A 20737-nucleotide genomic window follows, 5' to 3' on the forward strand; every position below is an offset into this window, starting at 1 on the left:
TTCGGGGGAGCGAGCATCTGACGCCATTTTTCGGGTGGCTGGTCGGCAGGAACGCCTGTTGGTTGATGAAGCTTGAAGCGCCAGTCGCGTTATTCCGCGATGCTGACACCTGAGCCACCCATTTCCTTCGGGAGGTCCTTCATCTTCGGTAACCCGTCCTCGATGCGTAGTACCTTCTCCTGGTAGTGCACATGAACGCCGGGGCGGTACGGAAAGTCCGGAATGACTGCTGCATACACATCCGTAAGTCCCATGCCTGGGTGCTCTGTGAAGATGTGACCCCCGCAGGTCTTACACCATTTGCGATAACTGCGCGGTGTCTTGTTGTAAATGCCGATATTTTCTGCTCCGAGCATGATCTGCACCGCTTCGGGTTCCCATAAAGTGAAGGCATTGACAGGACCTGCCGACCAGGTTCGACACGACTCGCAATGGCAATAACCATTGCAATCGATTCACCGCTGACCGTGAACTGGACCGCGCCGCAAAAACAACTGCCTTTATAAGCTTTTCCGTTGTTCATCATAATGTACTTACCAATTTTGTAAGAATAGGTCAGACAAGAATGAAAGGAACGGTGTTGCGAATTGCGTCACCGAGTTCGTTCGCATCTAATAATGCAATTGGTGTACTGCTCGGGAATATCCGAACATGCGGTTTGGCACGCTCAAATAATACCATCGCCAAGGCATCATCATCGAAACGCGAGCGGTATACCATTCCATGCGGCTCACTCGCGTGATCATGGATGGCTTTCGCTAACGCCTGCGGGTAAGTGTAATCGGCGCCTGCAAGCTCCGCCAGGTTGAGTCGAAGTATTTGAGCCCCGTCACCGTGAATGGCAACGAGCTTTAGCTTAAGGGTGTCCAGTAGCAGTTGTACCGCTGATCGATTGTTGTAGTCAGCGGCGGGGATTTTTAGATCGGGACGATCGCGAACAATCGTCTCAAAAAAACACGTTTTAAAGTTGCGAGCACAATAGAGGGTGCCGAAGCTCTGATCCGGCGAATCAAAACGATAAGTACCTGCTGCACGAAACCCAGGTTCGCTGCTCGAATACATACTTTTACAGATCCGAAAAAAAGCCGCCTCTGTTAAAGTATGTAGCGGCAACGTGACAGGAAAAGATGCTGGCAGGGCCTTCATCAATCCGCTTCCGCCGCCAGAAGGCGAGCCACTCGCGTCACCTCATCCAGCTTTCCTTTACGAAGCAAATTCAACGGCACTTCACCTTTCAGCAAAGGCTCCGGTTGCTTGAAAAACAGATATTGCGCCCAGGGATCAAGAGGCGACAGCGCTTTCAAGATATCGGGCATGGCCGGGATAAGCGCATCTTCGAACTGCCACGAAGGATAGCGATAGCCACGCTTCCCCGCCTCAAGCGCTAAAGCCCGCCCTGATTTCCGCCGGTTGTTAAGTGCTTCACGGCTCATGCTCATCCGGCTCGCTGCTTCATCAGACGTCAGCATTTCATCGCTCGACCAGGTTTCCTGCTTGAAACGACTGCCTTCCTCCTCGGCTGCAGCAACACCTCCACCTACGGGCCGGAGTGTTGTCCAGTCAATCGTTGTGCCGGGATCGAACGTATGTGTCTGATGCCCGGGCAATGAAAACTTTTCAGTGACGGCGGCTCCTGTACGTTGAAGCGTGTCAGTTACGACCTCCTGAACTATTTCATTGACCAGGTTAACCATGTGATCATTCAGCGCGCGCGAGAATTTTGTCGCTTCCTTAGGGAACAAATCGCTCACTATCTGATCGAGGCTTTCCTGTCCTTGTTGCATGGTTTTGGTCGACATGTTGATTTCCTCCTGACGAAATATCAGTTTACACTACCGATCAAGTTCGTCAAGCTCGTCAAGTTCGTCAAGAAATTTTCAATTGCGCTTGACAATTGTGCCGCCACAATCCGCTACCGTGCGGTAGCGTACCGATAACACCGAGGGGTATGCGTATTGTTTGTAATTGTTTCTATACAGGCATGTTGAAGCACATATTTTTATCTACCATCGCAACTACCTCTTGGGAGCTTGAAATGAAAAAACTTATATCGACCGTTATTCTCACCGCCTTCACGGCCGTTTGCAGCTTCAGCGCAGTCGCTGGATCGGATGGATCTGACAAGAACAAGGAAACAATGGCTAAACCAAGCTCTTCTCAAGATAAGAGGGGTGGAGACAAGTATGGGAAGCAGCCAAGCTCAACCTCTGAGGTCATGAAAGATCAGTTTCCCAAGGATTTATCGCCGGGAGAGAAATACGAATACAGAGATCAGGAAGTAATGGACAAGAAGCCATATAAGCAATAATAGTGCCCACGGTTTCTTGATGAGTTTTTAAGATCGGGAATCGCAACAGGAAACCTTCGGGGGGAGCTTAACCCATCAGGCGAGACGGGGTTAGTCACTACACCGGTCTCGCCTTCATAACAGGCTGAAGGAGTGCCGATGGTTTGCTCGATAAGCCGTAATGGGATTGTCGGGATAACGCCCTGACAGAGTATGCTTGGCTATTCCACAATCGTAAACGGCGACGTTCGGCTCAAATTCCCGATGCGGGTTCCCTGCTGACCAGCTTGGTAGCGTGCGGCACGTCCGTGGAAGACGAAAAATCGAGGTAGGTCAGCACTATTTTGACATCGCCCTCTCTTGCAGAAACCGAAGCCGCGTCTCCTCTTCCTTTTTAACCTGCTCGATCTCTCGCAAGACTTCGCGAACGTCCGCAGGCTGATTATCAACCTCGATACGGCCCGTCAGTGGCGTGTCGGGGCGAAGCAACCCGGACTGATACAGGGCCCAGATTTCCTTGCCGTACTGGGTAGTGGCAAGCTGAGGCGCAAAGGTGCTAAAAAATGTCGTCAGGTTGGCGACGTCGCGCTCAAGCATCGCGCTGGCATTATTATTACCTGCTGCATCAACAGCCTGAGGCAGGTCGATAATGACGGGTCCGTCGCGGTCGATCAGGATATTATATTCAGACAGGTCGCCATGAATGACCCCGGCACACAGCATGAGAACAACCTGGTAGAGCAGTTTTGCATGATAGTCCAGCGCCAATTCTTCATTGAGCTCCACATCGTGGAGGCGGGGTGCCGCGTTACCTTCCACGTCCGTCACCAGTTCCATTAGCAGCACGCCTTCAAAACAGCCATAAGGCTGTGGCACCCGCACGCCGGCGGCGCCAAGACGGTATAACGCATCGACCTCGGCGTTTTGCCACACTTCTTCCTGCATTTTGCGCCCGTATCGCGAACCTTTCTCCATGGCACGCGCTTGCCGGCTATTCTTCACCTTGCGGCCTTCCTTGTAGGAAGCGGCTTGCCGGAAGCTGCGTTGATGCGCCTCCTTGTATACCTTTGCACAGCGTATATCTCCACCACATTTAACCACGTAGATGATGGCCTCTTTGCCGCTCATGAGCTGGCAGACTACCATGTCCACCAGCCCCTCTTCAACGAGTGGCTTGATTCTGTTCGGGGTCTTCATAGGTGTACTGGCTCGGTTGGAGAAAGATTCCACGTCTCATGTCGGTGCGAATGAAACCACGGGTTATTTTCTTATTATCCCAAATGCGAAATAAAAAACCCCAATTATTTGATGGTTATCTTCGGTTTGATGTCATAAGAACGTTTCTTATCAGATGAATTCGCTAACATTTCATCCAGCACTTCATGAACAAAAATCCTGATCCATTCACGCCCCTCGTGACAGCGATAAACATGCAAGCATGGCCGATCAATTTTCTGGGCCCATTCCTGTGTGAACTGTGATCCACTGGCCAGCTCTGCCGCTGGCGTGTGGCATCGCTGTCGCGCACGTTCCATTGGGCACGCTGCTGGTAGTTGCGCTCCGGCGTTTCGCGCAGGCAATACAAACTGGGGGACTGCCCCATCTTCTGCGCCGCCCCGCCGGGCGCCAGCCGCCATGTCGTATACCGTTCGCTATAGCCCAATCCAACGCGGTCCGGTCGACTCCGGTCTGCCCACCTGATATGATTTTCTGAATCACTGCACTTCAACCCGTCTTGAGCTTAACCGAAAAATTTGCAATCGCGTTCTCATTTGAATAGTCCATTTGGCCTATTGCATATCCTGGGTCCAGAAGCCTATGTTGCATAAGTGGGAAATATAAATAACCTCCAATACTCTCAATTTTGAACCCACTGAAAATCTTCCTGTTCCTGGTTCCTGCTCTGGCTGGTTGCGCTTCGACAGCAGGCGATCACGAACCTGTCAGAACCGAAGACGGTTCAAGCGTTTATTCCCTTACAAGCTTATATGACGGCAATCCGGAATCAAGGCAGCGGGCTGCCGAATGGCTGGATATCGATGCCAAGAATCTGTGCCTGTCGGAATATACGCTTATCTCTGAAGAATCGGTTCCCACCTTCAACCAGATTGGGGCGGTAATATCCTCGCGCCTCGTGTGGAAAATAAAATGCCAGGGTACGGGCGAGGAGCCCCCCTCCCGTGCGGTAGCGCACTGAATAGACGGGGGAACATGACGTATCGTTGGCACACAGTAATATTGCTGGAGAGATCAAGGAGCAAGTCATGAACTATCGTTCAACATCAGAAAAGGCGTCGCCGCATTCTCGACCTTTGGCTGGGCTGACATTAAGCATTGTCGGGTTGATGCTGGCCTTTTCCGCACCGAATTTAGTTCATGCCCAGCAGGGGCCAATGGATAGCCCCGTGCCTGGGCAATCTTCGGGTGATCAATACAAGCGTGGGGAAACGCCAACAGGGCAGGAATACGGCATTATCAAAAAGGGTGAGCCCCATAAAAGCGACCCCGCAACAAAAAAAGGGGATCGCAGAGGAAGCAGGGGCGACATGAAAAACGAGGCCAAACCCGGCACGGACTCAACCAATGATGGAGACAAAAGGGAGTATTAAGAAGGCGCTGCTCCTCTGACGCCTGCTCCGCCCCTTTTAATTCATGGCCGTTATAAACCTGAGGTTTAAGGTCAGAATAGGAGATATAAAAATGATCAAAGCTATTTCAGTTTCCATTATTGCCTGTTTCATGGCTGTTTCCAGCTTTGGCGTTGCGGCGGACGAGAAAGTGCCGGTCTCGGACAAGGATCGTGAGATGCGCGAACAGGTGCCGGCCAAGCTGGATGGCGGTCAGGATAAGAGACAACAAAAAATGGATGATAAATACCGCGACAAAACTGGCCCCGCCTTTAAAAAAGATCGTGAAATCAGGCGCGCGGAAGTACCTGCCAGCTCCAGCCATGGACAAGGGGTGGGCTGAAGTACAATGCTGCCTATGAAAATTGCTCCTGGCATATAGCTTCATGCGGGTGCAATCGGTGTCGTCTGGTTTTCTCTTTCGAAAGTAAAAAATCCGGGATGCCGGTTATCACCCAATTCGGATAACGTGGGTAACCACGCACATCGCCTGGCGCTTGCTGAGCTAAGCGCCGCTTAATTTTCTTGACGTCTTCCCGCTTTCCGAAAATCTTTCGGAACCTTTCTGAAGAATATGACATAGACATTATCTAGCCAAGATTGCGCCGCGACCGGAGGCTTGCTGCATAACATTTTGCAAAAACCCCTCAGCGGACGGGCAAGGGCGGAGCAGGATGGGGATGAGCAAGGATAAAAATATGCAATAATAATTGTCTGTTTTCCCCCAGTCTTGGGTCGGTAGACATCAATGTTTAGCAAGCATCAAGGAAGCAGGCACAAAATACTTCAAGCATCGTCAATACTGGCTCTTTCCAGTTTTGTCGTATTTGCTCTCTTCTTATGGCAGGGGCATAAGGGCTTCAGCCTGTGGGATGAAGGTTATCTTTGGTACGGCGCTCAGCGCGTAATGTTGGGCGAGGTGCCCCTCCGGGATTTCATGTCCTACGATCCGGGCCGCTATTACTGGTCTGCCGTTCTCATGAGCTTGTGGGGCGACAGCGGCATTATGGCTTTGCGTGGCGCGGTGGCGGTTTTTCAAGTGGTTGGATTATTCGCCGGCCTGCTTCTGATCGCTAGAAGTACCAAAAACCAGAGCTTCGCCTACCTGTTGCTTGCAGCAGCCACGCTGGCGCTATGGATGTTTCCGCGCCATAAGCTGTTCGATATTTCGCTGTCCATTCTGCTGATCGGTGTATTGGTCTTCCTGGTTCGCCATCCAACAAGCATGCGTTATTTTTTGGCTGGCATGTGTATAGGGCTGGTAGCTGTCTTTGGCCGCAATCACGGTGTATATGGCGTTTTTGGCAGTCTCGGCGTCATGGCCTGGCTAACAATCAAACGAGTGGATCAGCCCGGGTTTATCAGGGGGCTTATGCTCTGGGCTGCTGGCGTAATCGTCGGCTTTGTCCCTGTGCTTCTCATGGTGCTGCTGGTGCCCGGTTTCGCCATGGCCTTTTGGGAAAGCATCTGCTTTCTGTTCGAAGTCAAGGCCACTAATCTTCCTTTGCCGGTTCCCTGGCCCTGGACAGTGCCATTCGGCTCAGCATCTGTCGGTGAAGAGATTCGTGGAGTACTGGTCGGTCTGTTTTTTATCGGGACAATCGCGTTTGGTATCCTTGCAATCGCATGGGTGGTCTGGCAAAAATTCCGTCAAAAACCGGTTGCGCCAGTGCTGGTTGCAACCGCATTTCTGGCGCTGCCTTACGCACATTATGCTTATTCCCGCGCTGATGTCGGTCATCTTGCGCAAGGTATTTTTCCATTATTGATAGGCTGTCTGGCGCTGCTGGCTGCACAGCCCGCCAGGACCAAGTGGCCTTCGGTATTCTTGCTGGGTGGAGCAAGCCTGTGGGTGATGCTTGTCCTTCATCCAGGCTGGCAATGTGGCGCCAGCAAGCACTGCGTGAATATTGAAGTTTCCGGCAGCGAGTTGAACGTCGCTCCAGACACAGCGAGCAATGTCCACCTGCTTCGAAAGCTGGCTGACGAATATGCGCCACATGGCCGGAGCTTTGTTGCTGCCCCTTTCTGGCCGGGAGCCTATCCATTGCTGGCAAGCAAATCTCCTATGTGGGAGATCTATGCCCTGTTTCCGCGAAATGAAGTTTTTCAGCAGCTGGAGATCGAACGCATCCGGGCCGCTAATCCCGGCTTTATTTTAATATACGATCTGCCGCTCGATGGGCGAGAGGAATTGCGTTTCCGTAATACACATCCGCTAATCCATCAGTACATCCTGGATAACTTCGAGCTAGTGCCCGGCTCGCCTAATCCTGCCTACCAGATATACAAATCGGCGTAATCAAACAAGGAGGCGAAAGCTGCTGGTGCAATCCTTCGCAGAGCTGTCGGAGCCCATGCAGCGACCCTCAGCAGCCTGTGTAAATGTGTACATATAAACCAGAAGAACCGCTTATTTCGATAAACATCAGTATTGTCCGATGCTTCGCCCGCTAGAATACCCAAGTTGGGCTACGCGCTTTTTATTTGCCAGCGCTGGTTGAACTGCCCGCCTAAGGGACAGGCCCGGTTCAGGCTGTGGCGGTTAGCGCTGCTTGACTCTTCTTTTTGCTCGCGCGTGAGCTGCACCAGCTCGTGCATTTTTTCTACCGTAGTGCTCCACGAGGTTTCCGATACCGTTTCTCTCATCTTGACGATATCCTGGTTATGTTCTTCCGGGGTTGTCAGTAATGCAGTTTCGCATGCCTTGATAAAAGCGCGCGAGGAGTGCGCAATAGACACCACATTTCCATAAAGATCTACAATATCAACAACAGGCGTACTTACGATGGGCAACTCGGCCGCCATGTATTCGAGCGTATTCGTGGGATTGATAAAGTGACTCGATTCGGTTATTGCGAATGGCAGCAAACACACGTTCCAGCCAGCCAGAAATTGTGGTAGCGCCTTATAAGGCTGTTGTCCCAGATAATGAATGTTATGCCGCCGCGGTAATGTAGCCGGATCTATTTTTACCACCGGTCCAGCAAGGACGATCTGCCATTGCGGATGCGCATCGGCGATGCGGCCGATGAGTTCCGTATCAATTCGCTCATCAATTACCCCATAATAGCCAAGTCTCGGTCCCGGAATATCTTCATGTGCGGGGTGCACGTGGGTGCGATCAAGAGCCTGTTTGAAATGTACCAAATCAACGCTGTTAGGAAAGTAATGAACATTTGCATGACGCCCCTGCTTTGCCCGATGAAGACTGGGGCCTGCGGTGAAAACAAGATCGGCTACTTTCAGTAATGCATTTTCCCGCTGAAGCATCTGTTTTGGGGGATTTTTGAAAGCGGCGAGTTCATCCATGCAGTCATAGACCACGAGAGAAGGGTTTAGCTCCTGCAGTAGCGGTAATGCCATTGGCGTATAAAACCAGGCCAAGTGTTCTTCGTCGATGCCGACAAATTGACGCATCAGTTTGATTAAATGTGGCAATTGCTCATCATGAAAACCAGATGCCGCGACCGGCGTATGAGGTTTGAGTACGATTATGTTTGGTCCGGGAATGGATGTTTCAAGGAAGCTGTCATGCTCATGGAAAACCGGTTCTTCAATAAAAACTATCTTGTAATTTTCCGCTAATCCTGACAGAAGATGTTGGGGCCGTTGATACGCAGAGTCCCAGCGGAGGTGGGAAAAAAAAATAATAGTCGTCATTTACGGCTCCTTGAGTGAACGGGGCTTGAGTTGCCCTGCGCCATTGATGTGGTCCAGACTTGCATAGCCTGATTAGCCAATAAGAACGTGATGTTTCATTATCAGGTCGCGTTCATTGAATACACTGCATAAGCTTCGCGGTTGAGGCGCCGATCAAGATTCGATTCAGCTGGTGTCCGATATCGGCATCGTTCTTATGTATATCGGCTATGCGTACTCAACAGTGCAATGATCAAGGTTTTTAGAGAGCGCTACTGTGCGATAACGTACATTTGCCCTTTCGATGTGGCGGCATTTATAGAGCCACAGCAAAGCCCATGCTCTTGAGCGCGGATACAGCCGTGTTTATGTACATCGTTTGAGCGGGGCTATGTAGAGCTGCGGAATGGTAGAAGCGCTAACTGGGGGTGGTGATGCCTGTGGGAGCGTGAAACCGGGTGGTGTTTGGTTGATATCTGTTAGGGCGTGAGAACAACCTTGCGGCAGTCGTCCTGTTTCTTGTCGAAAATCTTATAAGCAGCGGCCGCTTCCGTAAGGCGCATACGGTGACTGATGATGACGTCGGGGTGTAATTTCCCCGATTCAATATGGTCTAGCAGTTCGGGCAGGAAACGCTGTACGTGAGTCTGGCCCATCTTGAATATCAAGCCTTTCTCAAAAGCGTCGCCAAACAGAAATCCATGTATGAAACCGGTATAAACCCCGGGCACGCTGACCGTACCCCCACGGCGTACGGCTGCAATACATTGGCGTAGTGCGACTCCACTGCTGCCTTCAAGCTTGAGATTGGTCATTACGGTTTCGAGCGCACTGCCTTTTGCTTCAAAACCTATTGCATCGATAGCGGCATCGACACCCCTGAATGAGGTATTCTCGATAATGACTTCAGCAGGGTCGACTTCATCAAAATCGATGGGAAAAATGCCATATGTTTCACGGGCAAATTCGAGCCGGTACGGGTGATGGTCGACCATGAAAATTTTGTCCGCACCCAACATGCGAGCGCAGGCGGCTGCCATCAAACCGACAGGACCGGCGCCAAAGATAGCAACACTTGATCCCGGGCCGATATCGGCGTTAAGTACGGCTTGATAACCGGTCGGCAGAATATCGCTCAAGAACAGGACTTGTTCGTCGGCCAGCGTTTGGGGAACTTTGATCGGGCCGACGTTGGCCTTTGGTACGCGCACATATTCCGCCTGACCGCCGGGTACACCTCCATACAGATGAGTATAACCAAAGAGCGCCGCACCTGAGCGCACGTTCTTCTTGTTCATGATTGCGCTGCGATCCGGATTGGTTGTCTCGCATGCTGAAAATAACTGTTTCTCGCAGAAGAAACATTCGCCACAGGCGATGACAAACGGCACAACTACCCGATCACCTTTCTGTAGCGCCGCCACCTCGGATCCGGCATCGACAACCACCCCCATAAATTCGTGGCCCAGGATGTCGCCATCCTTGAGCTCAGGTATTTTTCCTCGATACAGATGTAAATCCGAGCCGCAGATTGCGGTCGCCGTAATTTTGAGAACGACATCGTCCGGTTCCTGAAGTATCGGATCAGGTACGGTATCCACACGAACGTTATAACTTCCGTGATAGGTAAGCGCATGCATCCGAATTCTCCTTCATAACGTTTTCCGGGAAAAAAACGGGTGACCAGTTAATAAACGCTGGCAGGCGGCCTATTTGATCACGGGAGTACCGGGTGGGATCCTTGAAGCTTCCTCCGGACTTATCCTGCCGTCCCGATCTATATCGGCGGCTTCTCTATTCGCCCGATTCAATTTGTCCTTCACTGGATTAGTGCCCGTAATTATCCTTGAGTCAGGTTGACTGCCTAACACGGGTGGATATGGAGGGGGACTACTCTGACCCGGAACTGGCTGTCCGATAATATTGTTGTTTTGTCCGGGCGGTTGCCCAACGATGGAACCCCCTGGTCCCGGTGTAACCTGAGCATAAACAAACCCCGGTGCCAGGAAAAACGCACTGGCGAGTACCAGGGGCCGAGCCATAAATATTGAATAGCGTTTCATGATTGCTCCTGATGTTGAGCTAAATAACAATAAGACATTACGCCCGGGCTTTCTCGTTTTCGGTGCGGCATCGCACTTAGGGGAAGCATATGAACGTTGGGGGCAGCAGGAGGAAATGATCCTCTGGAAAAGAGAAATAGAAACCGGTTTCCGGGATATTACAAGCACATCAATGAGTTGACGGCTGCACCCGATGGGAGTTTGTTCGCCGCTGCAACGATGCGTCCATCTGAATTCAAACCGGGCGGGCGACCATTCCAATCGGTTAGGGTCGAGAATCCAGCTGTCATTGCTACCCGGCATCTTCCCGTATTTTTCGCTGATAATGGCATAGTGAGGATCTTGCTCATTAATCACCTGGCAAAGGGCGCTTTCGATTTCATGATCCGCCGCTGTGACCGGGCTCTTGTCAGCCTTGCACATAATATCCAGAGGAGCGCGAAAATACCAAAGCGCGATTGGACGCGCGATATCAGCCAGAAGTTGAGCGAACGCTAACGCCTGTCTGCTTTGTAAATTTTTTGGGTTTCTCGTCATAGAGCTTCTTTCCCAATCTGAACGCGCGCTTTTGCAGTTTCGCGCGACGAGGCGCTATGAGTGCGTCCAATCGCTTTATCAAATCGCCATCAATTGAGGCGTAGGTGCTGCGTGCGGTTTCCTGCGCCAGCATGGCGAGCTCGTGATCGTCCCCTAGATAGTCAGCAAGCCGGTCAGCTCGTTTCAGGATTTTTACCACTTTGCCTCTTTCCAGGTCTCTTTTTGAAGAATGAAGTCCATCCATCGCGTTAAGCAGATACTTGACTTGCTTTCGCCATTCATGAAGCGCTTCTGTAGTGGGGACGGTTTTCGCTTCAGCATACGCTTTGCGGCCCTTTCCATAGATGCGCTGCAATCCTGGGCCGATGGTCGAGGAATTGATGGATGAGAAGTCTCTCTGTTCTGCCAGGTCGAGGCTGTCCTTAAGTAAACGTATGCAGTTTTCCAGATCGGCTGATTTGCCCTGGGGGTGAAGATGGCGTCGCGCCTTGGCCAAGTTTCCACGTAATTTTTTTTGGAGCGGAGCAAGATCAACCCCTTGCAATTCGTCAATATATCGATCATGGAGTGAATCGAAGGCCTCGATCAATGATCTGGCATCACGCAACGGCGATAGAAAACGCCCTGCATCCCGCAGGCCGGAGTTTTCCGCTTGGTAAGTCGCTTTGCTCATTCCGTCCTGCAGCAGCCGAAGATCGGCTCGTGCCTTTTTTAAAGCTTTCCGTGCGTCATGAATGGCTTCGTCCGAGATCGGTTGAGGTGCTTGCAGGCGCTCCAGCGCTTCGCCTATTGATGTGCGCAGCAGTTTGGCGGCTGGATGACCTGCTGTCTCGGAGGGGATGGACCGATTTGCGGATTTCATTGTTTCTGCTCGCGCTTGTAGCGCTGCTCGGCGTTGGTTAATGTTTCTTCTGCCACTTTCGGGCCGCCGCGTTTAATGGGCTTGTATTCACGCCCCTGCACACGGTTATACGATATGAAAAAATGCTCTATTTCAGTTATCCAGGCGCTGGGCAAATCATCAATGTGCTCGAACAGGGGGGATTTGCCGGGGTGACCGGCACGGCGAGAAGCCGATCATTGCGTATCGTTTTCTTTTTTTCCGTCTGCTCACCGGATATCGTGCCGATCAGTTTGCCTGTCAGGAGGCATCCCGGAAAGCTTGGGGCGTCGCCGATCACAAGCACGTCGAGCGCGTCGCCATCTTCGGCGCTTGTCATTGGAATAGAGCCAAAATCAAAAGGGAAAAAGGCGCCAACCGGTAGAATTCGGCTCAAGCGGAAGCACCGCGTTTTCTCGTCATACTTGAATTTGTTGCGGCTGCCTTTCGGCGTATCGACAATGATGTTGACAAGGCCTGCCTCAGCTCTTGGCTCCAGGGTAATCAAAGAGTCATTCATGTGATGCTCCTTTCCCGTTTCGGGTTTTCAACGCTGAATCGATAAGGGCGCGCAACATCACATCTGTTATGGCAATAGCGCCGATGTGCGATGAAGCAGGAATAAATGGCAGTTGTGTACACAAAGATTTCGACCGGATTTACCGAGAAGCAAAAGAGTTCGGAGCAATCGATCATTCGAATTGGCGGAAGGATTGCCACCGCGCTTGCTGTCAATATCCAGTTCAATCCTGAAAGTTTGAATAAATGTCAGGGTCTATTATTGTCGGCAGCAGGCGGACGCGTGCCGCCACTTCTGCACTCCGTTAGCGCCTGGCTGAACCTCTTCCAATTTTGATGCCCACCCTCAACAATAGGGATTTGGCAAAAATCGCTCAGTACGATAACGCACATTCTGCATGCTTATCTTTAGGCACGACAATTATTATTCAACCCGTCACGGGTCCTATCTCGTTTACCTGGCAGACATTCCTCTCACCAGTCGGTGGATAATGTAGTCGATAGGCTTATACCCGCTTGCAAATAAATATGAAGCGTTTGGCGGTTGATGCCAGCAAGGGAAAAATCGATTTTCTCCAGGTCGACTTCGAACAGTTATTCCTGAAAAATAATTCTCATGAAGGGCAGGGGAGTGATAAGTGAGTGTTCATCCCGAGTAAGCGGCTTAGCGGCGCCAAAACCGCTACCGCTACTTTGGCTATAAGGCCGTACTCCGCCGTGCGCGACAAGGCTACCCCGCCTCTCTCCATATCTGCGGCAACCCGCACCAAGACTGAACAATTCCTTGACTAAATGCCCATTTAGTTTTAAATTGCCGTATCCTTTCTCCCCGTAATATCCATTCTTTTCAGCAGTTATCTTAAAAGGTCACACATCTATGACTTTAGGTCTTATCGACTTGCCGTGGTGGGGGTATATCGCGGTCATCCTGGGTCTTACCCACATTACGATTGCCGGTATCACGATATATCTACACCGCCATCAGGCGCACCGTTCGCTTGAGTTGCATCCGCTGCCCAGCCATTTCTTTCGCTTCTGGTTGTGGCTTACCACCGGCATGGTGACCAAGGAGTGGACGGCAATACACCGCAAGCATCACGCCAAGTGCGAGACCGCAGCCGACCCCCACAGTCCGCAAGTGCTCGGTATCAGTAAAGTGCTGAGAGAAGGATCCGAGCTCTATCGGAAAGAAGCAAAGAATCTGGAAACCCTGGAAAGATATGGCCATGGTACGCCGGACGACTGGCTGGAGCGTAATGTCTACTCCAAGCATAGCGCCAAGGGTATTGCACTGATGCTGATCATCAATCTTATTCTATTCGGTCCCATCGGGCTGACGATCTGGGCGATACAGATGGCATGGGCTCCCATTATGGCTGCTGGCATCATCAATGGTGTGGGGCACTACTGGGGTTATCGCACCTTCCAGGCGGAAGATGCCAGCCGTAATATCGTACCTTGGGGGATTCTCATTGGCGGAGAGGAGTTGCATAATAATCATCACGCCTATGCCACTTCTGCGCGTTTATCCAACAAGTGGTATGAGTTCGACATCGGCTGGATGTATATATGCATTTTGAAATCGATGGGGCTGGCTCAGGTGAAGAAGGTTGCACCCAAATTACGCCTGGATGCCGCCAAGACAACTTGCGATCTTGATACGCTGCAAGCTGTTATTTCTCATCGTTACGAAGTGCTGGCAAAATATGCTCAGTTCCTCAAGCATACATTGGCAAAAGAAACTGATCACCTGAAGGACGGGACTGCAAACCTCGGCGTAGATCGCTCTACCCTTAAACGCTGGGTTCTTGCTGACTCCAAGACTCTACAGGAAGACGAACGGGTCAAGCTGAACCTGGTGCTGAGCAAGACCAGCACGCTGGACAAGGTTTATAAAATGCGTGAGGAGCTTATGGCAGTGTGGCAGCGCTCGACCTCCTCCAAGGATGAGTTGGTCAAGCAGCTTGAAGATTGGTGCCATCGCGCCGAAGAAAGCGGTATTGAAGTGCTGGAAAATTTCTCCCGCAGGCTACGTTGCTACGCTGCTTAAGCCAAATGTGACAAGCGCTGCAAACATATAGCAAAAACAAAAAACCCGCTGCTGGCGGGTTTTTTGTTTTAGTGCGTTTTTAATATATCCTGGAAGATTTGCGGCACAACCTTCGCGATAATATTACTTGAGTTTGGTTTCTTTGTATTTGACGTGCTTGCGTACGACCGGGTCAAATTTTGAAATTTCGATTTTCTCTGGCTTGGTGCGCTTATTCTTGGTGGTGGTGTAGAAATGACCGGTTCCGGCCGAAGATTCGAGCTTTATTTTTTCTCTCATGATAATGTCCTTATATTCCCAAGCCTAAATGCCGTTTCCCGACTTTTAAATGTTGTCCCCGCGTGCGCGCATTCCAGCTAGCACTGCGTCAATGCCATTCTTGTCTATTGTACGGAGCGCTACATTAGACAGGCGCAGGCTGATCCAGCGATGCTCGCTCTCAACCCAGAACCGGCGGCGCTGCAAATTGGGCAAAAAGCGCCGTTTGGTCTTATTGTTCGCATGGGAAACGTGGTGGCCGGTCATAGGCTTCTTTCCGGTGACTTCACATACTTGTGCCATGGTGATCCACTCCCAAAATCAGAAAAACCGATATTATATCCCGATTTCAAGAATTTCCTCAAATCATATCAATCCGCGCTCAGCAAACGACATGGCCGTGCCCGCGCCAACGATAAAATGATCGAGGACCTTCACGTCTATCAAAGCAAGCGCCTGTTTTAGAGATTGAGTCAGGATTTCGTCGGCTTGGCTCGGCTCTGCAACACCGGAAGGATGATTGTGGGCGAAGATAATGGCGGCTGAGTTATGATACAGCGCCCGTTTTACCACCTCGCGCGGGTATACGCTGGTTTGGGTGAGGGTTCCCTTGAACAACTCTTCGGTCGCAATGGTGCGATTCTGAGCATCGAGAAAAATAGCCACGAAGACCTCGTGCTTTTTACCCTGAAGACTGAGGCGCAAATAATCGCGTACTGATTTTGGCGAGCTCATGGCATCGCCGCTCTTCAGTTTTTCTTCCAGCGCACGTCGCGCCATTTCCATCACTGCCTGTAATTGCGAATACTTGGCCGGGCCCATTCCTCTTACCTGGCAAAAAGTGTTCTGATCCGCGGCAAACAGCCCTGTCAGCCCGTTGAAGCACTGGAGCAGTTCTCGCGCCAGATCCACTGCGCTTTTTCCGGCCATACCCGTGCGCAGGAATATCGCCAGGAGTTCCGCATCGGAAAGATGTGCGGGTCCATTTTTCAGAAGTTTTTCGCGTGGACGCTCGGATTCAGGCCAGTCGGAAATTGCCATGGTAGTGGGTGCCAAATAAAAGTGCAAAGGTCAGGTAAGAAATCCAAAATCATCGTAGCGGTGAGAGCCGTCCTCTGCAATGAGATGCTGTTTTTAGGTTAAACTTCTTTCCTGCTAAAAATGATCCTGTGATTATGACTGACACGTCCTTACAAAGAACCAGGCACCTGCTTTTGGGGTTGACCGGCGGGGTGGCCGCATACAAGGCTGCGGAGCTGGCGCGTCTCCTGATACATGACGGCGTAGACGTGCAGGCGGTAATGACCCAATCCGCCTGTCATTTCGTCGGTACGGCAACATTGCAGGCATTAACCGGTAAGCCGGTGTTTACTGAACTGTGGGACGCGAGCATTGCCAACAGCATGGCTCATATTGATCTTTCGCGCAATGTGGATGCGATACTCGTCGCGCCTGCCAGCGCCGATTTTATCGCCAAACTCGCCAATGGTCTTGCTGATGACCTGTTATCGACATTGTGCCTTGCGCGCGATTGCCCCTTGCTGATTGCGCCGGCCATGAACCGGCAAATGTGGGAAAATCCTGCAACGCAACGGAACCTGGCTACGCTGCGGCAGGATAATGTAACAATACTCGGTCCCGCCAGTGGTGCCCAGGCATGTGGGGAGACCGGCATGGGTCGTATGCTTGAAGCGCGCGAACTCGCTGAAACACTGCATTCTTTTTTTCAGCCCAGGCTGTTGCAAGGCAAGCGCGTGCTCATCACTGCCGGGCCCACATATGAGGCTATTGATGCGGTCAGGGGAATCACCAATTTAAGTTCCGGAAAAATGGGCTATGCAATCGCGCGCGCAGCACTTGAAGCCGGGGCGGAGGTCATTCTCATTTCCGGTCCTGTTTGTCTTGATGCACCTCCGGCGGCAAAGGTCACCCGGGTGACGAGCGCGCAAGACATGCTTGGGGCCGTGGAAAATGAAATTTCAGGTGTCGATATTTTTATAAGTGTCGCGGCAGTAGCCGACTATCGCGCCAAAAGCACCAGTAAGCAGAAGACAAAGAAAACCAGCAATAGCATCACGCTCGAACTGATACCCAATCCTGATATTCTTGAATATGCAGCAGGGCTTGCCGATCCGCCTTTCTGTGTAGGTTTTGCTGCCGAGACGGAAAATCTTGAGGAGAATGCTGAAATCAAGCGATGCAAGAAAAAGCTGCCGCTTCTCGCCGCAAACCTGGTTCAGGAAACGATTGGCTCTGAGGATTGTACATTGACTCTATTTGACGGCGCAGGCAGGCATCATTTACCGCGAGCGCAGAAAATAGAGCAGGCACGACGCTTGATCAAACATATTTCATTGCTGCAGGAAAAACAAAAAGCGTGAAAAAAATCCCGAGATTGCCATGCTAAAGATAGACATCAAGATTCTCGACTTACGTCTGAAGCACCAGTTGCCGGCTTATGCTACTCCCGGCTCCGCTGGGCTTGATCTGCGGGCCTGCACGGAACATGTGATGACGATCGCACCAGGCGAGGCCCACCTCATCCCCACCGGTATTGCTATTCATCTTGCGGATCCAGGACTTGCCGCTATGGTGCTTCCCCGTTCGGGGCTAGGCCACAAGCATGGCATAGTGATGGGGAACCTGGTTGGGCTGATCGATTCCGATTACCAGGGTCAGATATTCGTTTCATGCTGGAACCGTGGACAGGTGCCTTTTCTATTGAATCCGCTGGAGCGGATCGCGCAACTGGTCGTGGTGCCGGTGGTACAAGTCGATTTCAATGTGGTAGATGATTTTACGCAGAGTCATCGGGGAACAAACGGGTTTGGCAGTACCGGCAAACATTAAACCTGATTCAGCAGTTGACTCCTCATTTTTCAGCTTGGTGCCATGCTTAACAAACAATTTTTGCTCCACTCGATTTTCACTTTCCTGGCGAGTTCGCTACGGGGAGAGGGAGGATTACGCGGTTTTTATGACGAACGGCCGTGTTGCAACTCTTTGGAATGCAGCCACCGCCCCGCGTCGTTGCGCCTTGCCCTGCACCCTAAAAACCGCAAACTCCACCCTATCCAATTGCCGGGTTCCGGTTGGCGCATTCTTGCGATTTTTTTTGTTTTTCTTCTATCGGCACCAGTCAATGCGGAAATGCCGGTACGCCAGCTCAAGATTTCCGGTCATACGCTTCGCGTCGAGGTCGCGCACACTCAAATCACCCGCTCACAGGGGTTGATGTCCCGGCAATCGATGGATGGCAATGACGGGATGTTGTTTATATTCCCCGAGGCCGGGCACCACAGCATGTGGATGATGAACACGGATATTCCGCTGAGTGTCGCTTTTCTGGATGAAAAAGGGGTGATACTCAACATCGAGGACATGACGCCCCGCACGGCAACGGCGCACGGTTCCGCTGGTGCCGCGAAATATGCTATCGAAACGAATCTTGGCTGGTTTTCGACGAGGAATATAAAGGCAGGTGAGCGGGTCATGGGCCTCGGTAAAATGCCGGTAGCCGAATAAACCGATCTCGGTTGCCGGATTCTACACCTGCACCTGACTTGCTTTTAACGCATGCCTGGAAGCATTCCTTTCATGCTTCTAAGCATTTTTGTCATCCCCCCTTTGCTCATCATTTTCATCATTTTCTGCGCCTGCTCGAATTGAGACAGCAAGCGGTTCACTTCCTGTACGGTAACGCCCGCTCCCGCTGCGATCCGGCGTTTGCGTGATGCTTTCAGGATTTCAGGTTTGACCCGTTCCTGGGGTGTCATGGCATTAATGATGCCTTCGGTGCGGCCCATGGTTTTATCGTCAATTTTTACGTTTTGGGCGGCCTGACTCAATTGAGCAGGTAGTTTATCCATGACTGCACCCATGCCACCCATATTTCTCATTTGTTGAAATTGCATCTTGAAATCGTTCAGATCGAAGCTTTTGCCCGATTTCATTTTTTTAGCGAGTTTTTCGGCTTCGTGCTGATCCACGCCGCGCTGGGCTTCCTCGATCAATCCCAGCACATCGCCCATGCCGAGAATGCGTGAAGCCATGCGATCAGGGTGGAATGCCTCCAGCCCCGTTAATTTTTCGCCTACGCCGGCAAATTTGATTGGCTTTCCAGTAACATGAAGCACCGACAGTGCCGCGCCTCCGCGGGCATCGCCATCGAGTTTCGTAAGGATCACGCCGGTCAGCGGCAACGCCTCGGCAAATGCCCTGGCTGTGTTGACCGCGTCCTGGCCCTGCATTGCATCCACTACGAACAACGTTTCGATGGGATTCAGCAACGTTTCCAATCCGCGAATTTCTTCCATCATTGCTTCGTCGATGGCTAACCGACCGGCGGTATCCACAATCATCACATCGTGGAAGTGCCTGCGGGCAAAATCCAGCGCGGCAGCAGCGATTTCTTTCGGCTGTTGTCCCGCTTGAACCGGGAAGAACGCTGCGCCCGTCTGCCGGGCCAGCAACTCCAATTGATGAATGGCGGCGGGGCGGTACGTGTCACACGAAACAAGCAATACCTTTTTCTTTTTCTGCTCCATCAACCACTTTGCCAATTTGCCGCTACTGGTGGTCTTGCCTGCGCCTTGCAGCCCGGCCATGAGGATGACCGCCGGCGGCACGGTAGATAGATTGATATCGGCGGTTTCGCCTCCCATGAGAGCGATCAATTCCTGATGCACTACCCCCACCAGTGCCTGCCCTGGCGAAAGGCTGCCTACTACCTCCTTGCCGACCGCCTTTTCCTTGACGCGTGCAATGAACTCCTTGATCACCGGCAAGGCTACGTCGGCCTCCAGCAATGCCATGCGCACTTCACGCAACGCTTCCTGTATATTGGTTTCGGTCAGTCGCGCTTCACCCCGCAGGGTCTTGATGACTCCGGAAAGCCGGCTGGTAAGATTGTCGAACATGCAAAATGCCTCTCAAGAAAATTTGGTGTAGACTAACTGGCAGTCCCAATTTAATCCGCTATATAAATGTCAGGTATTCTAGCCTATCTCGTCGCCTCCCTGCTGTATGGACTGATCGGTTGGCACTTCTGGCGCACCAGGTGGAATGCGCCCGCAAAATCCGGAGGCGGCGATATCATAGCGCCGGGATGGGAGCGCTATGCCATTCTCGCACCGCTGGTGCTGCACGGCTATACGCTTTATGAATCCGTGTTTGCAGGCATCGGGTTGAGCTTCGGGGTGGGCAGCGCAGTTTCCGCCATCGTTTGGCTTACCGCCATGATCTACTGGGTATCCGGCTTTTTCAACCGCCTTGAAGGATTGCAAACCTTGATCGCGCCGGTGGCTGCGGTGGCGGTACTGCTCCCGCTGGTTTTTCCTTCCCTGCGCCCTTTGGCCAATACTGAACTACCCGCTTTCAAGGCGCACATTTCCATTGCAATGCTGGCATACAGCCTTCTTACCATTGCCGCGCTCCATGCGTTGTTGATGGCAGTGGTAGAGCGTCGCCTCCACCAACCGGCCATGCCTTCGGTGCTGACGAACCTACCCCCGCTCCTTACGATGGAAACGTTGCTGTTCCGTGTCATCTGGGTAGGATTCATACTGCTCACGCTGACCCTCATCAGCGGTGTCGTATTTTCAGAGGAGATATTCAGCCAGCCAGTCAAATTCACCCACAAGAATCTGTTTGGTTTTATTTCCTGGGGGGTGTTCGCGGCCCTGCTGGCGGGCAGGCAGTTTTATGGCTGGCGCGGGCGCATCGCGATTCGCTGGACGCTGGCGGGATTCATTATTCTGCTGCTGGCCTATCTCGGCAGCAAATTTGTACTGGAAGTGATATTGCAGCGCTAACGGTACTAATATGCAGAAAGCGTATGCCGTTGGCGGTAAACGTGCCGATCTGGAAGTCGTC

25 protein-coding genes and 1 pseudogene are annotated in these 20737 nt (G+C 51.8%); 11 read left to right on the forward strand and 15 right to left on the reverse strand.

The window, feature by feature from the left end; translation table 11 throughout:
• Nucleotides 1-89: 89 nt before the first annotated feature.
• From F822_RS11485 to F822_RS11495, 3 genes are all read right to left on the reverse strand, one after another.
• Complete coding sequence (locus F822_RS11485) at nucleotides 90-455, reverse strand: GFA family protein (RefSeq protein WP_231623606.1); 366 nt, start codon at nucleotides 453-455, stop codon at nucleotides 90-92.
• A 100-nt stretch (nucleotides 456-555) separates the two neighbouring features.
• Nucleotides 556-1146 carry an RES family NAD+ phosphorylase gene (locus F822_RS11490; RefSeq protein WP_025041138.1) on the reverse strand — a complete coding sequence of 197 codons (591 nt, stop codon included), beginning with the start codon at nucleotides 1144-1146 and terminating at the stop codon, nucleotides 556-558.
• Nucleotides 1146-1799 (reverse strand): hypothetical protein, encoded by a 654-nt coding sequence (locus F822_RS11495; protein ID WP_025041137.1) that lies wholly within the window; start codon nucleotides 1797-1799, stop codon nucleotides 1146-1148. The genes F822_RS11490 and F822_RS11495 overlap by 1 nt, the downstream gene beginning before the upstream one ends.
• A 236-nt stretch (nucleotides 1800-2035) precedes the next feature.
• On the opposite strand from F822_RS11495, the gene F822_RS11500 reads away from it, so the two are divergent.
• On the forward strand, nucleotides 2036-2308 hold the full coding sequence (locus tag F822_RS11500) for a hypothetical protein (protein ID WP_036575903.1): 273 nt from the start codon (nucleotides 2036-2038) through the stop codon (nucleotides 2306-2308).
• Nucleotides 2309-2626: 318 nt separating this feature from the next.
• Here F822_RS11500 and F822_RS11505 read toward each other — a convergent pair whose 3' ends face one another.
• The 3 genes and pseudogenes from F822_RS11505 to F822_RS16055 all read right to left on the reverse strand — a co-directional run.
• Nucleotides 2627-3484, reverse strand: coding sequence for a PA4780 family RIO1-like protein kinase (locus tag F822_RS11505; RefSeq protein ID WP_025041135.1), 858 nt, complete (start codon nucleotides 3482-3484; stop codon nucleotides 2627-2629).
• A 104-nt stretch (nucleotides 3485-3588) separates the two neighbouring features.
• Nucleotides 3589-3822, reverse strand: coding sequence for a hypothetical protein (locus F822_RS15635; RefSeq protein ID WP_025041134.1), 234 nt, complete (start codon nucleotides 3820-3822; stop codon nucleotides 3589-3591).
• 32 nt (nucleotides 3823-3854) lie between these two features.
• Nucleotides 3855-4006 (reverse strand): annotated as a pseudogene (locus F822_RS16055) (YpsA SLOG family protein); the annotation flags it as partial.
• A 145-nt stretch (nucleotides 4007-4151) separates the two neighbouring features.
• Here F822_RS16055 and F822_RS11515 point away from each other — a divergent pair.
• From F822_RS11515 to F822_RS11530, 4 genes are all read left to right on the forward strand, one after another.
• The gene (locus tag F822_RS11515) at nucleotides 4152-4484 is read left to right on the forward strand and encodes a hypothetical protein (protein WP_025041133.1); all 333 of its coding nucleotides are present in this window, start codon (nucleotides 4152-4154) and stop codon (nucleotides 4482-4484) included.
• Nucleotides 4485-4551: 67 nt separating this feature from the next.
• A complete protein-coding gene (locus F822_RS11520) occupies nucleotides 4552-4896 on the forward strand; it encodes a hypothetical protein (protein ID WP_025041132.1) in 345 nt (114 codons plus the stop codon).
• A 91-nt stretch (nucleotides 4897-4987) separates the two neighbouring features.
• On the forward strand, nucleotides 4988-5257 hold the full coding sequence (locus F822_RS11525; protein ID WP_025041131.1) for a hypothetical protein: 270 nt from the start codon (nucleotides 4988-4990) through the stop codon (nucleotides 5255-5257).
• A gap of 405 nt (nucleotides 5258-5662) precedes the next feature.
• Nucleotides 5663-7216: a hypothetical protein gene (locus tag F822_RS11530; protein WP_025041130.1), complete on the forward strand. Its 1554-nt coding sequence runs from the start codon at nucleotides 5663-5665 to the stop codon at nucleotides 7214-7216.
• Between the two features lie 170 nt (nucleotides 7217-7386).
• On the opposite strand, the gene F822_RS11535 is transcribed toward F822_RS11530, so the two are convergent.
• Both F822_RS11535 and F822_RS11540 read right to left on the reverse strand, forming a co-directional pair.
• The gene (locus F822_RS11535; RefSeq protein ID WP_025041129.1) at nucleotides 7387-8577 is read right to left on the reverse strand and encodes a glycosyltransferase; all 1191 of its coding nucleotides are present in this window, start codon (nucleotides 8575-8577) and stop codon (nucleotides 7387-7389) included.
• 458 nt (nucleotides 8578-9035) lie between these two features.
• Nucleotides 9036-10196 carry a zinc-dependent alcohol dehydrogenase gene (locus F822_RS11540; protein WP_025041128.1) on the reverse strand — a complete coding sequence of 387 codons (1161 nt, stop codon included), beginning with the start codon at nucleotides 10194-10196 and terminating at the stop codon, nucleotides 9036-9038.
• A gap of 421 nt (nucleotides 10197-10617) precedes the next feature.
• On the opposite strand from F822_RS11540, the gene F822_RS15775 reads away from it, so the two are divergent.
• Nucleotides 10618-10800 (forward strand): hypothetical protein, encoded by a 183-nt coding sequence (locus F822_RS15775; RefSeq protein ID WP_231623503.1) that lies wholly within the window; start codon nucleotides 10618-10620, stop codon nucleotides 10798-10800.
• Between the two features lie 291 nt (nucleotides 10801-11091).
• Here F822_RS15775 and F822_RS11555 read toward each other — a convergent pair whose 3' ends face one another.
• Genes F822_RS11555 through F822_RS11560 form a run of 3 tightly spaced genes read right to left on the reverse strand, consistent with a single transcriptional unit; the run spans nucleotide 11092 to nucleotide 12556 of the window.
• Nucleotides 11092-12018 (reverse strand): CHAD domain-containing protein, encoded by a 927-nt coding sequence (locus F822_RS11555; protein WP_025041125.1) that lies wholly within the window; start codon nucleotides 12016-12018, stop codon nucleotides 11092-11094.
• Nucleotides 12015-12173, reverse strand: coding sequence for a hypothetical protein (locus tag F822_RS16060; RefSeq protein WP_156304412.1), 159 nt, complete (start codon nucleotides 12171-12173; stop codon nucleotides 12015-12017). Before F822_RS16060 ends, F822_RS11555 begins: the two co-directional genes overlap by 4 nt.
• Complete coding sequence (locus F822_RS11560; RefSeq protein ID WP_051536687.1) at nucleotides 12155-12556, reverse strand: inorganic diphosphatase; 402 nt, start codon at nucleotides 12554-12556, stop codon at nucleotides 12155-12157. Before F822_RS11560 ends, F822_RS16060 begins: the two co-directional genes overlap by 19 nt.
• Nucleotides 12557-13432: 876 nt before the next feature.
• Between F822_RS11560 and F822_RS11570 the strand changes: the two genes are divergently transcribed.
• On the forward strand, nucleotides 13433-14605 hold the full coding sequence (locus tag F822_RS11570) for a DesA family fatty acid desaturase (protein ID WP_025041123.1): 1173 nt from the start codon (nucleotides 13433-13435) through the stop codon (nucleotides 14603-14605).
• 123 nt (nucleotides 14606-14728) lie between these two features.
• Here F822_RS11570 and rpmG read toward each other — a convergent pair whose 3' ends face one another.
• From rpmG to radC, 3 genes are all read right to left on the reverse strand, one after another.
• Entirely contained in the window at nucleotides 14729-14884 is a 156-nt protein-coding gene (gene rpmG, locus F822_RS11575) for a 50S ribosomal protein L33 (RefSeq protein ID WP_025041122.1), read from the reverse strand.
• 45 nt (nucleotides 14885-14929) lie between these two features.
• Complete coding sequence (rpmB, locus tag F822_RS11580; protein WP_025041121.1) at nucleotides 14930-15166, reverse strand: 50S ribosomal protein L28; 237 nt, start codon at nucleotides 15164-15166, stop codon at nucleotides 14930-14932.
• Between the two features lie 63 nt (nucleotides 15167-15229).
• Entirely contained in the window at nucleotides 15230-15904 is a 675-nt protein-coding gene (gene radC / locus F822_RS11585) for a RadC family protein (RefSeq protein ID WP_025041120.1), read from the reverse strand.
• Nucleotides 15905-16038: 134 nt separating this feature from the next.
• On the opposite strand from radC, the gene coaBC reads away from it, so the two are divergent.
• The 3 genes from coaBC to F822_RS15780 are packed head-to-tail and all read left to right on the forward strand — an operon-like array spanning nucleotide 16039 to nucleotide 18388.
• Nucleotides 16039-17244 carry a bifunctional phosphopantothenoylcysteine decarboxylase/phosphopantothenate--cysteine ligase CoaBC gene (coaBC, locus tag F822_RS11590; RefSeq protein WP_025041119.1) on the forward strand — a complete coding sequence of 402 codons (1206 nt, stop codon included), beginning with the start codon at nucleotides 16039-16041 and terminating at the stop codon, nucleotides 17242-17244.
• 19 nt (nucleotides 17245-17263) lie between these two features.
• Nucleotides 17264-17713, forward strand: coding sequence for a dUTP diphosphatase (dut, locus tag F822_RS11595; protein ID WP_025041118.1), 450 nt, complete (start codon nucleotides 17264-17266; stop codon nucleotides 17711-17713).
• Between the two features lie 42 nt (nucleotides 17714-17755).
• Nucleotides 17756-18388, forward strand: a complete 633-nt coding sequence (locus F822_RS15780) for a DUF192 domain-containing protein (RefSeq protein ID WP_025041117.1) — start codon at nucleotides 17756-17758, stop codon at nucleotides 18386-18388.
• 44 nt (nucleotides 18389-18432) lie between these two features.
• On the opposite strand, the gene ffh is transcribed toward F822_RS15780, so the two are convergent.
• Nucleotides 18433-19782: a signal recognition particle protein gene (gene ffh, locus F822_RS11605; protein ID WP_025041116.1), complete on the reverse strand. Its 1350-nt coding sequence runs from the start codon at nucleotides 19780-19782 to the stop codon at nucleotides 18433-18435.
• Nucleotides 19783-19848: 66 nt separating this feature from the next.
• On the opposite strand from ffh, the gene F822_RS11610 reads away from it, so the two are divergent.
• Nucleotides 19849-20676 (forward strand): cytochrome C assembly family protein, encoded by an 828-nt coding sequence (locus tag F822_RS11610; protein WP_025041115.1) that lies wholly within the window; start codon nucleotides 19849-19851, stop codon nucleotides 20674-20676.
• Nucleotides 20677-20737: the final 61 nt, after the last annotated feature.

The organism is Nitrosospira briensis C-128, from assembly GCF_000619905.2.
Lineage (GTDB): Bacteria > Pseudomonadota > Gammaproteobacteria > Burkholderiales > Nitrosomonadaceae > Nitrosospira > Nitrosospira briensis.

Excerpts from the sequence above, each read along its gene's own strand:
- F822_RS11490 (WP_025041138.1), bottom strand. The coding sequence starts at position 1,146 with ATGAAGGCCCTGCCAGCATCTTTTCCTGTCACGTTGCCGCTACATACT.
- F822_RS11495 (WP_025041137.1), bottom strand. The coding sequence starts at position 1,799 with ATGTCGACCAAAACCATGCAACAAGGACAGGAAAGCCTCGATCAGATA.
- F822_RS11500 (WP_036575903.1), top strand. The coding sequence starts at position 2,036 with ATGAAAAAACTTATATCGACCGTTATTCTCACCGCCTTCACGGCCGTT.
- F822_RS11505 (WP_025041135.1), bottom strand. The coding sequence starts at position 3,484 with ATGAAGACCCCGAACAGAATCAAGCCACTCGTTGAAGAGGGGCTGGTG.
- F822_RS15635 (WP_025041134.1), bottom strand. The coding sequence starts at position 3,822 with ATGGAACGTGCGCGACAGCGATGCCACACGCCAGCGGCAGAGCTGGCC.
- F822_RS11520 (WP_025041132.1), top strand. The coding sequence starts at position 4,552 with ATGAACTATCGTTCAACATCAGAAAAGGCGTCGCCGCATTCTCGACCT.
- F822_RS11525 (WP_025041131.1), top strand. The coding sequence starts at position 4,988 with ATGATCAAAGCTATTTCAGTTTCCATTATTGCCTGTTTCATGGCTGTT.
- F822_RS11530 (WP_025041130.1), top strand. The coding sequence starts at position 5,663 with ATGTTTAGCAAGCATCAAGGAAGCAGGCACAAAATACTTCAAGCATCG.
- F822_RS11535 (WP_025041129.1), bottom strand. The coding sequence starts at position 8,577 with ATGACGACTATTATTTTTTTTTCCCACCTCCGCTGGGACTCTGCGTAT.
- F822_RS11540 (WP_025041128.1), bottom strand. The coding sequence starts at position 10,196 with ATGCATGCGCTTACCTATCACGGAAGTTATAACGTTCGTGTGGATACC.
- F822_RS15775 (WP_231623503.1), top strand. The coding sequence starts at position 10,618 with ATGATTGCTCCTGATGTTGAGCTAAATAACAATAAGACATTACGCCCG.
- F822_RS11555 (WP_025041125.1), bottom strand. The coding sequence starts at position 12,018 with ATGAAATCCGCAAATCGGTCCATCCCCTCCGAGACAGCAGGTCATCCA.
- F822_RS11560 (WP_051536687.1), bottom strand. The coding sequence starts at position 12,556 with ATGAATGACTCTTTGATTACCCTGGAGCCAAGAGCTGAGGCAGGCCTT.
- F822_RS11570 (WP_025041123.1), top strand. The coding sequence starts at position 13,433 with ATGACTTTAGGTCTTATCGACTTGCCGTGGTGGGGGTATATCGCGGTC.
- rpmG (WP_025041122.1), bottom strand. The coding sequence starts at position 14,884 with ATGAGAGAAAAAATAAAGCTCGAATCTTCGGCCGGAACCGGTCATTTC.
- rpmB (WP_025041121.1), bottom strand. The coding sequence starts at position 15,166 with ATGGCACAAGTATGTGAAGTCACCGGAAAGAAGCCTATGACCGGCCAC.
- radC (WP_025041120.1), bottom strand. The coding sequence starts at position 15,904 with ATGGCAATTTCCGACTGGCCTGAATCCGAGCGTCCACGCGAAAAACTT.
- coaBC (WP_025041119.1), top strand. The coding sequence starts at position 16,039 with ATGACTGACACGTCCTTACAAAGAACCAGGCACCTGCTTTTGGGGTTG.
- dut (WP_025041118.1), top strand. The coding sequence starts at position 17,264 with ATGCTAAAGATAGACATCAAGATTCTCGACTTACGTCTGAAGCACCAG.
- F822_RS15780 (WP_025041117.1), top strand. The coding sequence starts at position 17,756 with ATGCTTAACAAACAATTTTTGCTCCACTCGATTTTCACTTTCCTGGCG.
- ffh (WP_025041116.1), bottom strand. The coding sequence starts at position 19,782 with ATGTTCGACAATCTTACCAGCCGGCTTTCCGGAGTCATCAAGACCCTG.
- F822_RS11610 (WP_025041115.1), top strand. The coding sequence starts at position 19,849 with ATGTCAGGTATTCTAGCCTATCTCGTCGCCTCCCTGCTGTATGGACTG.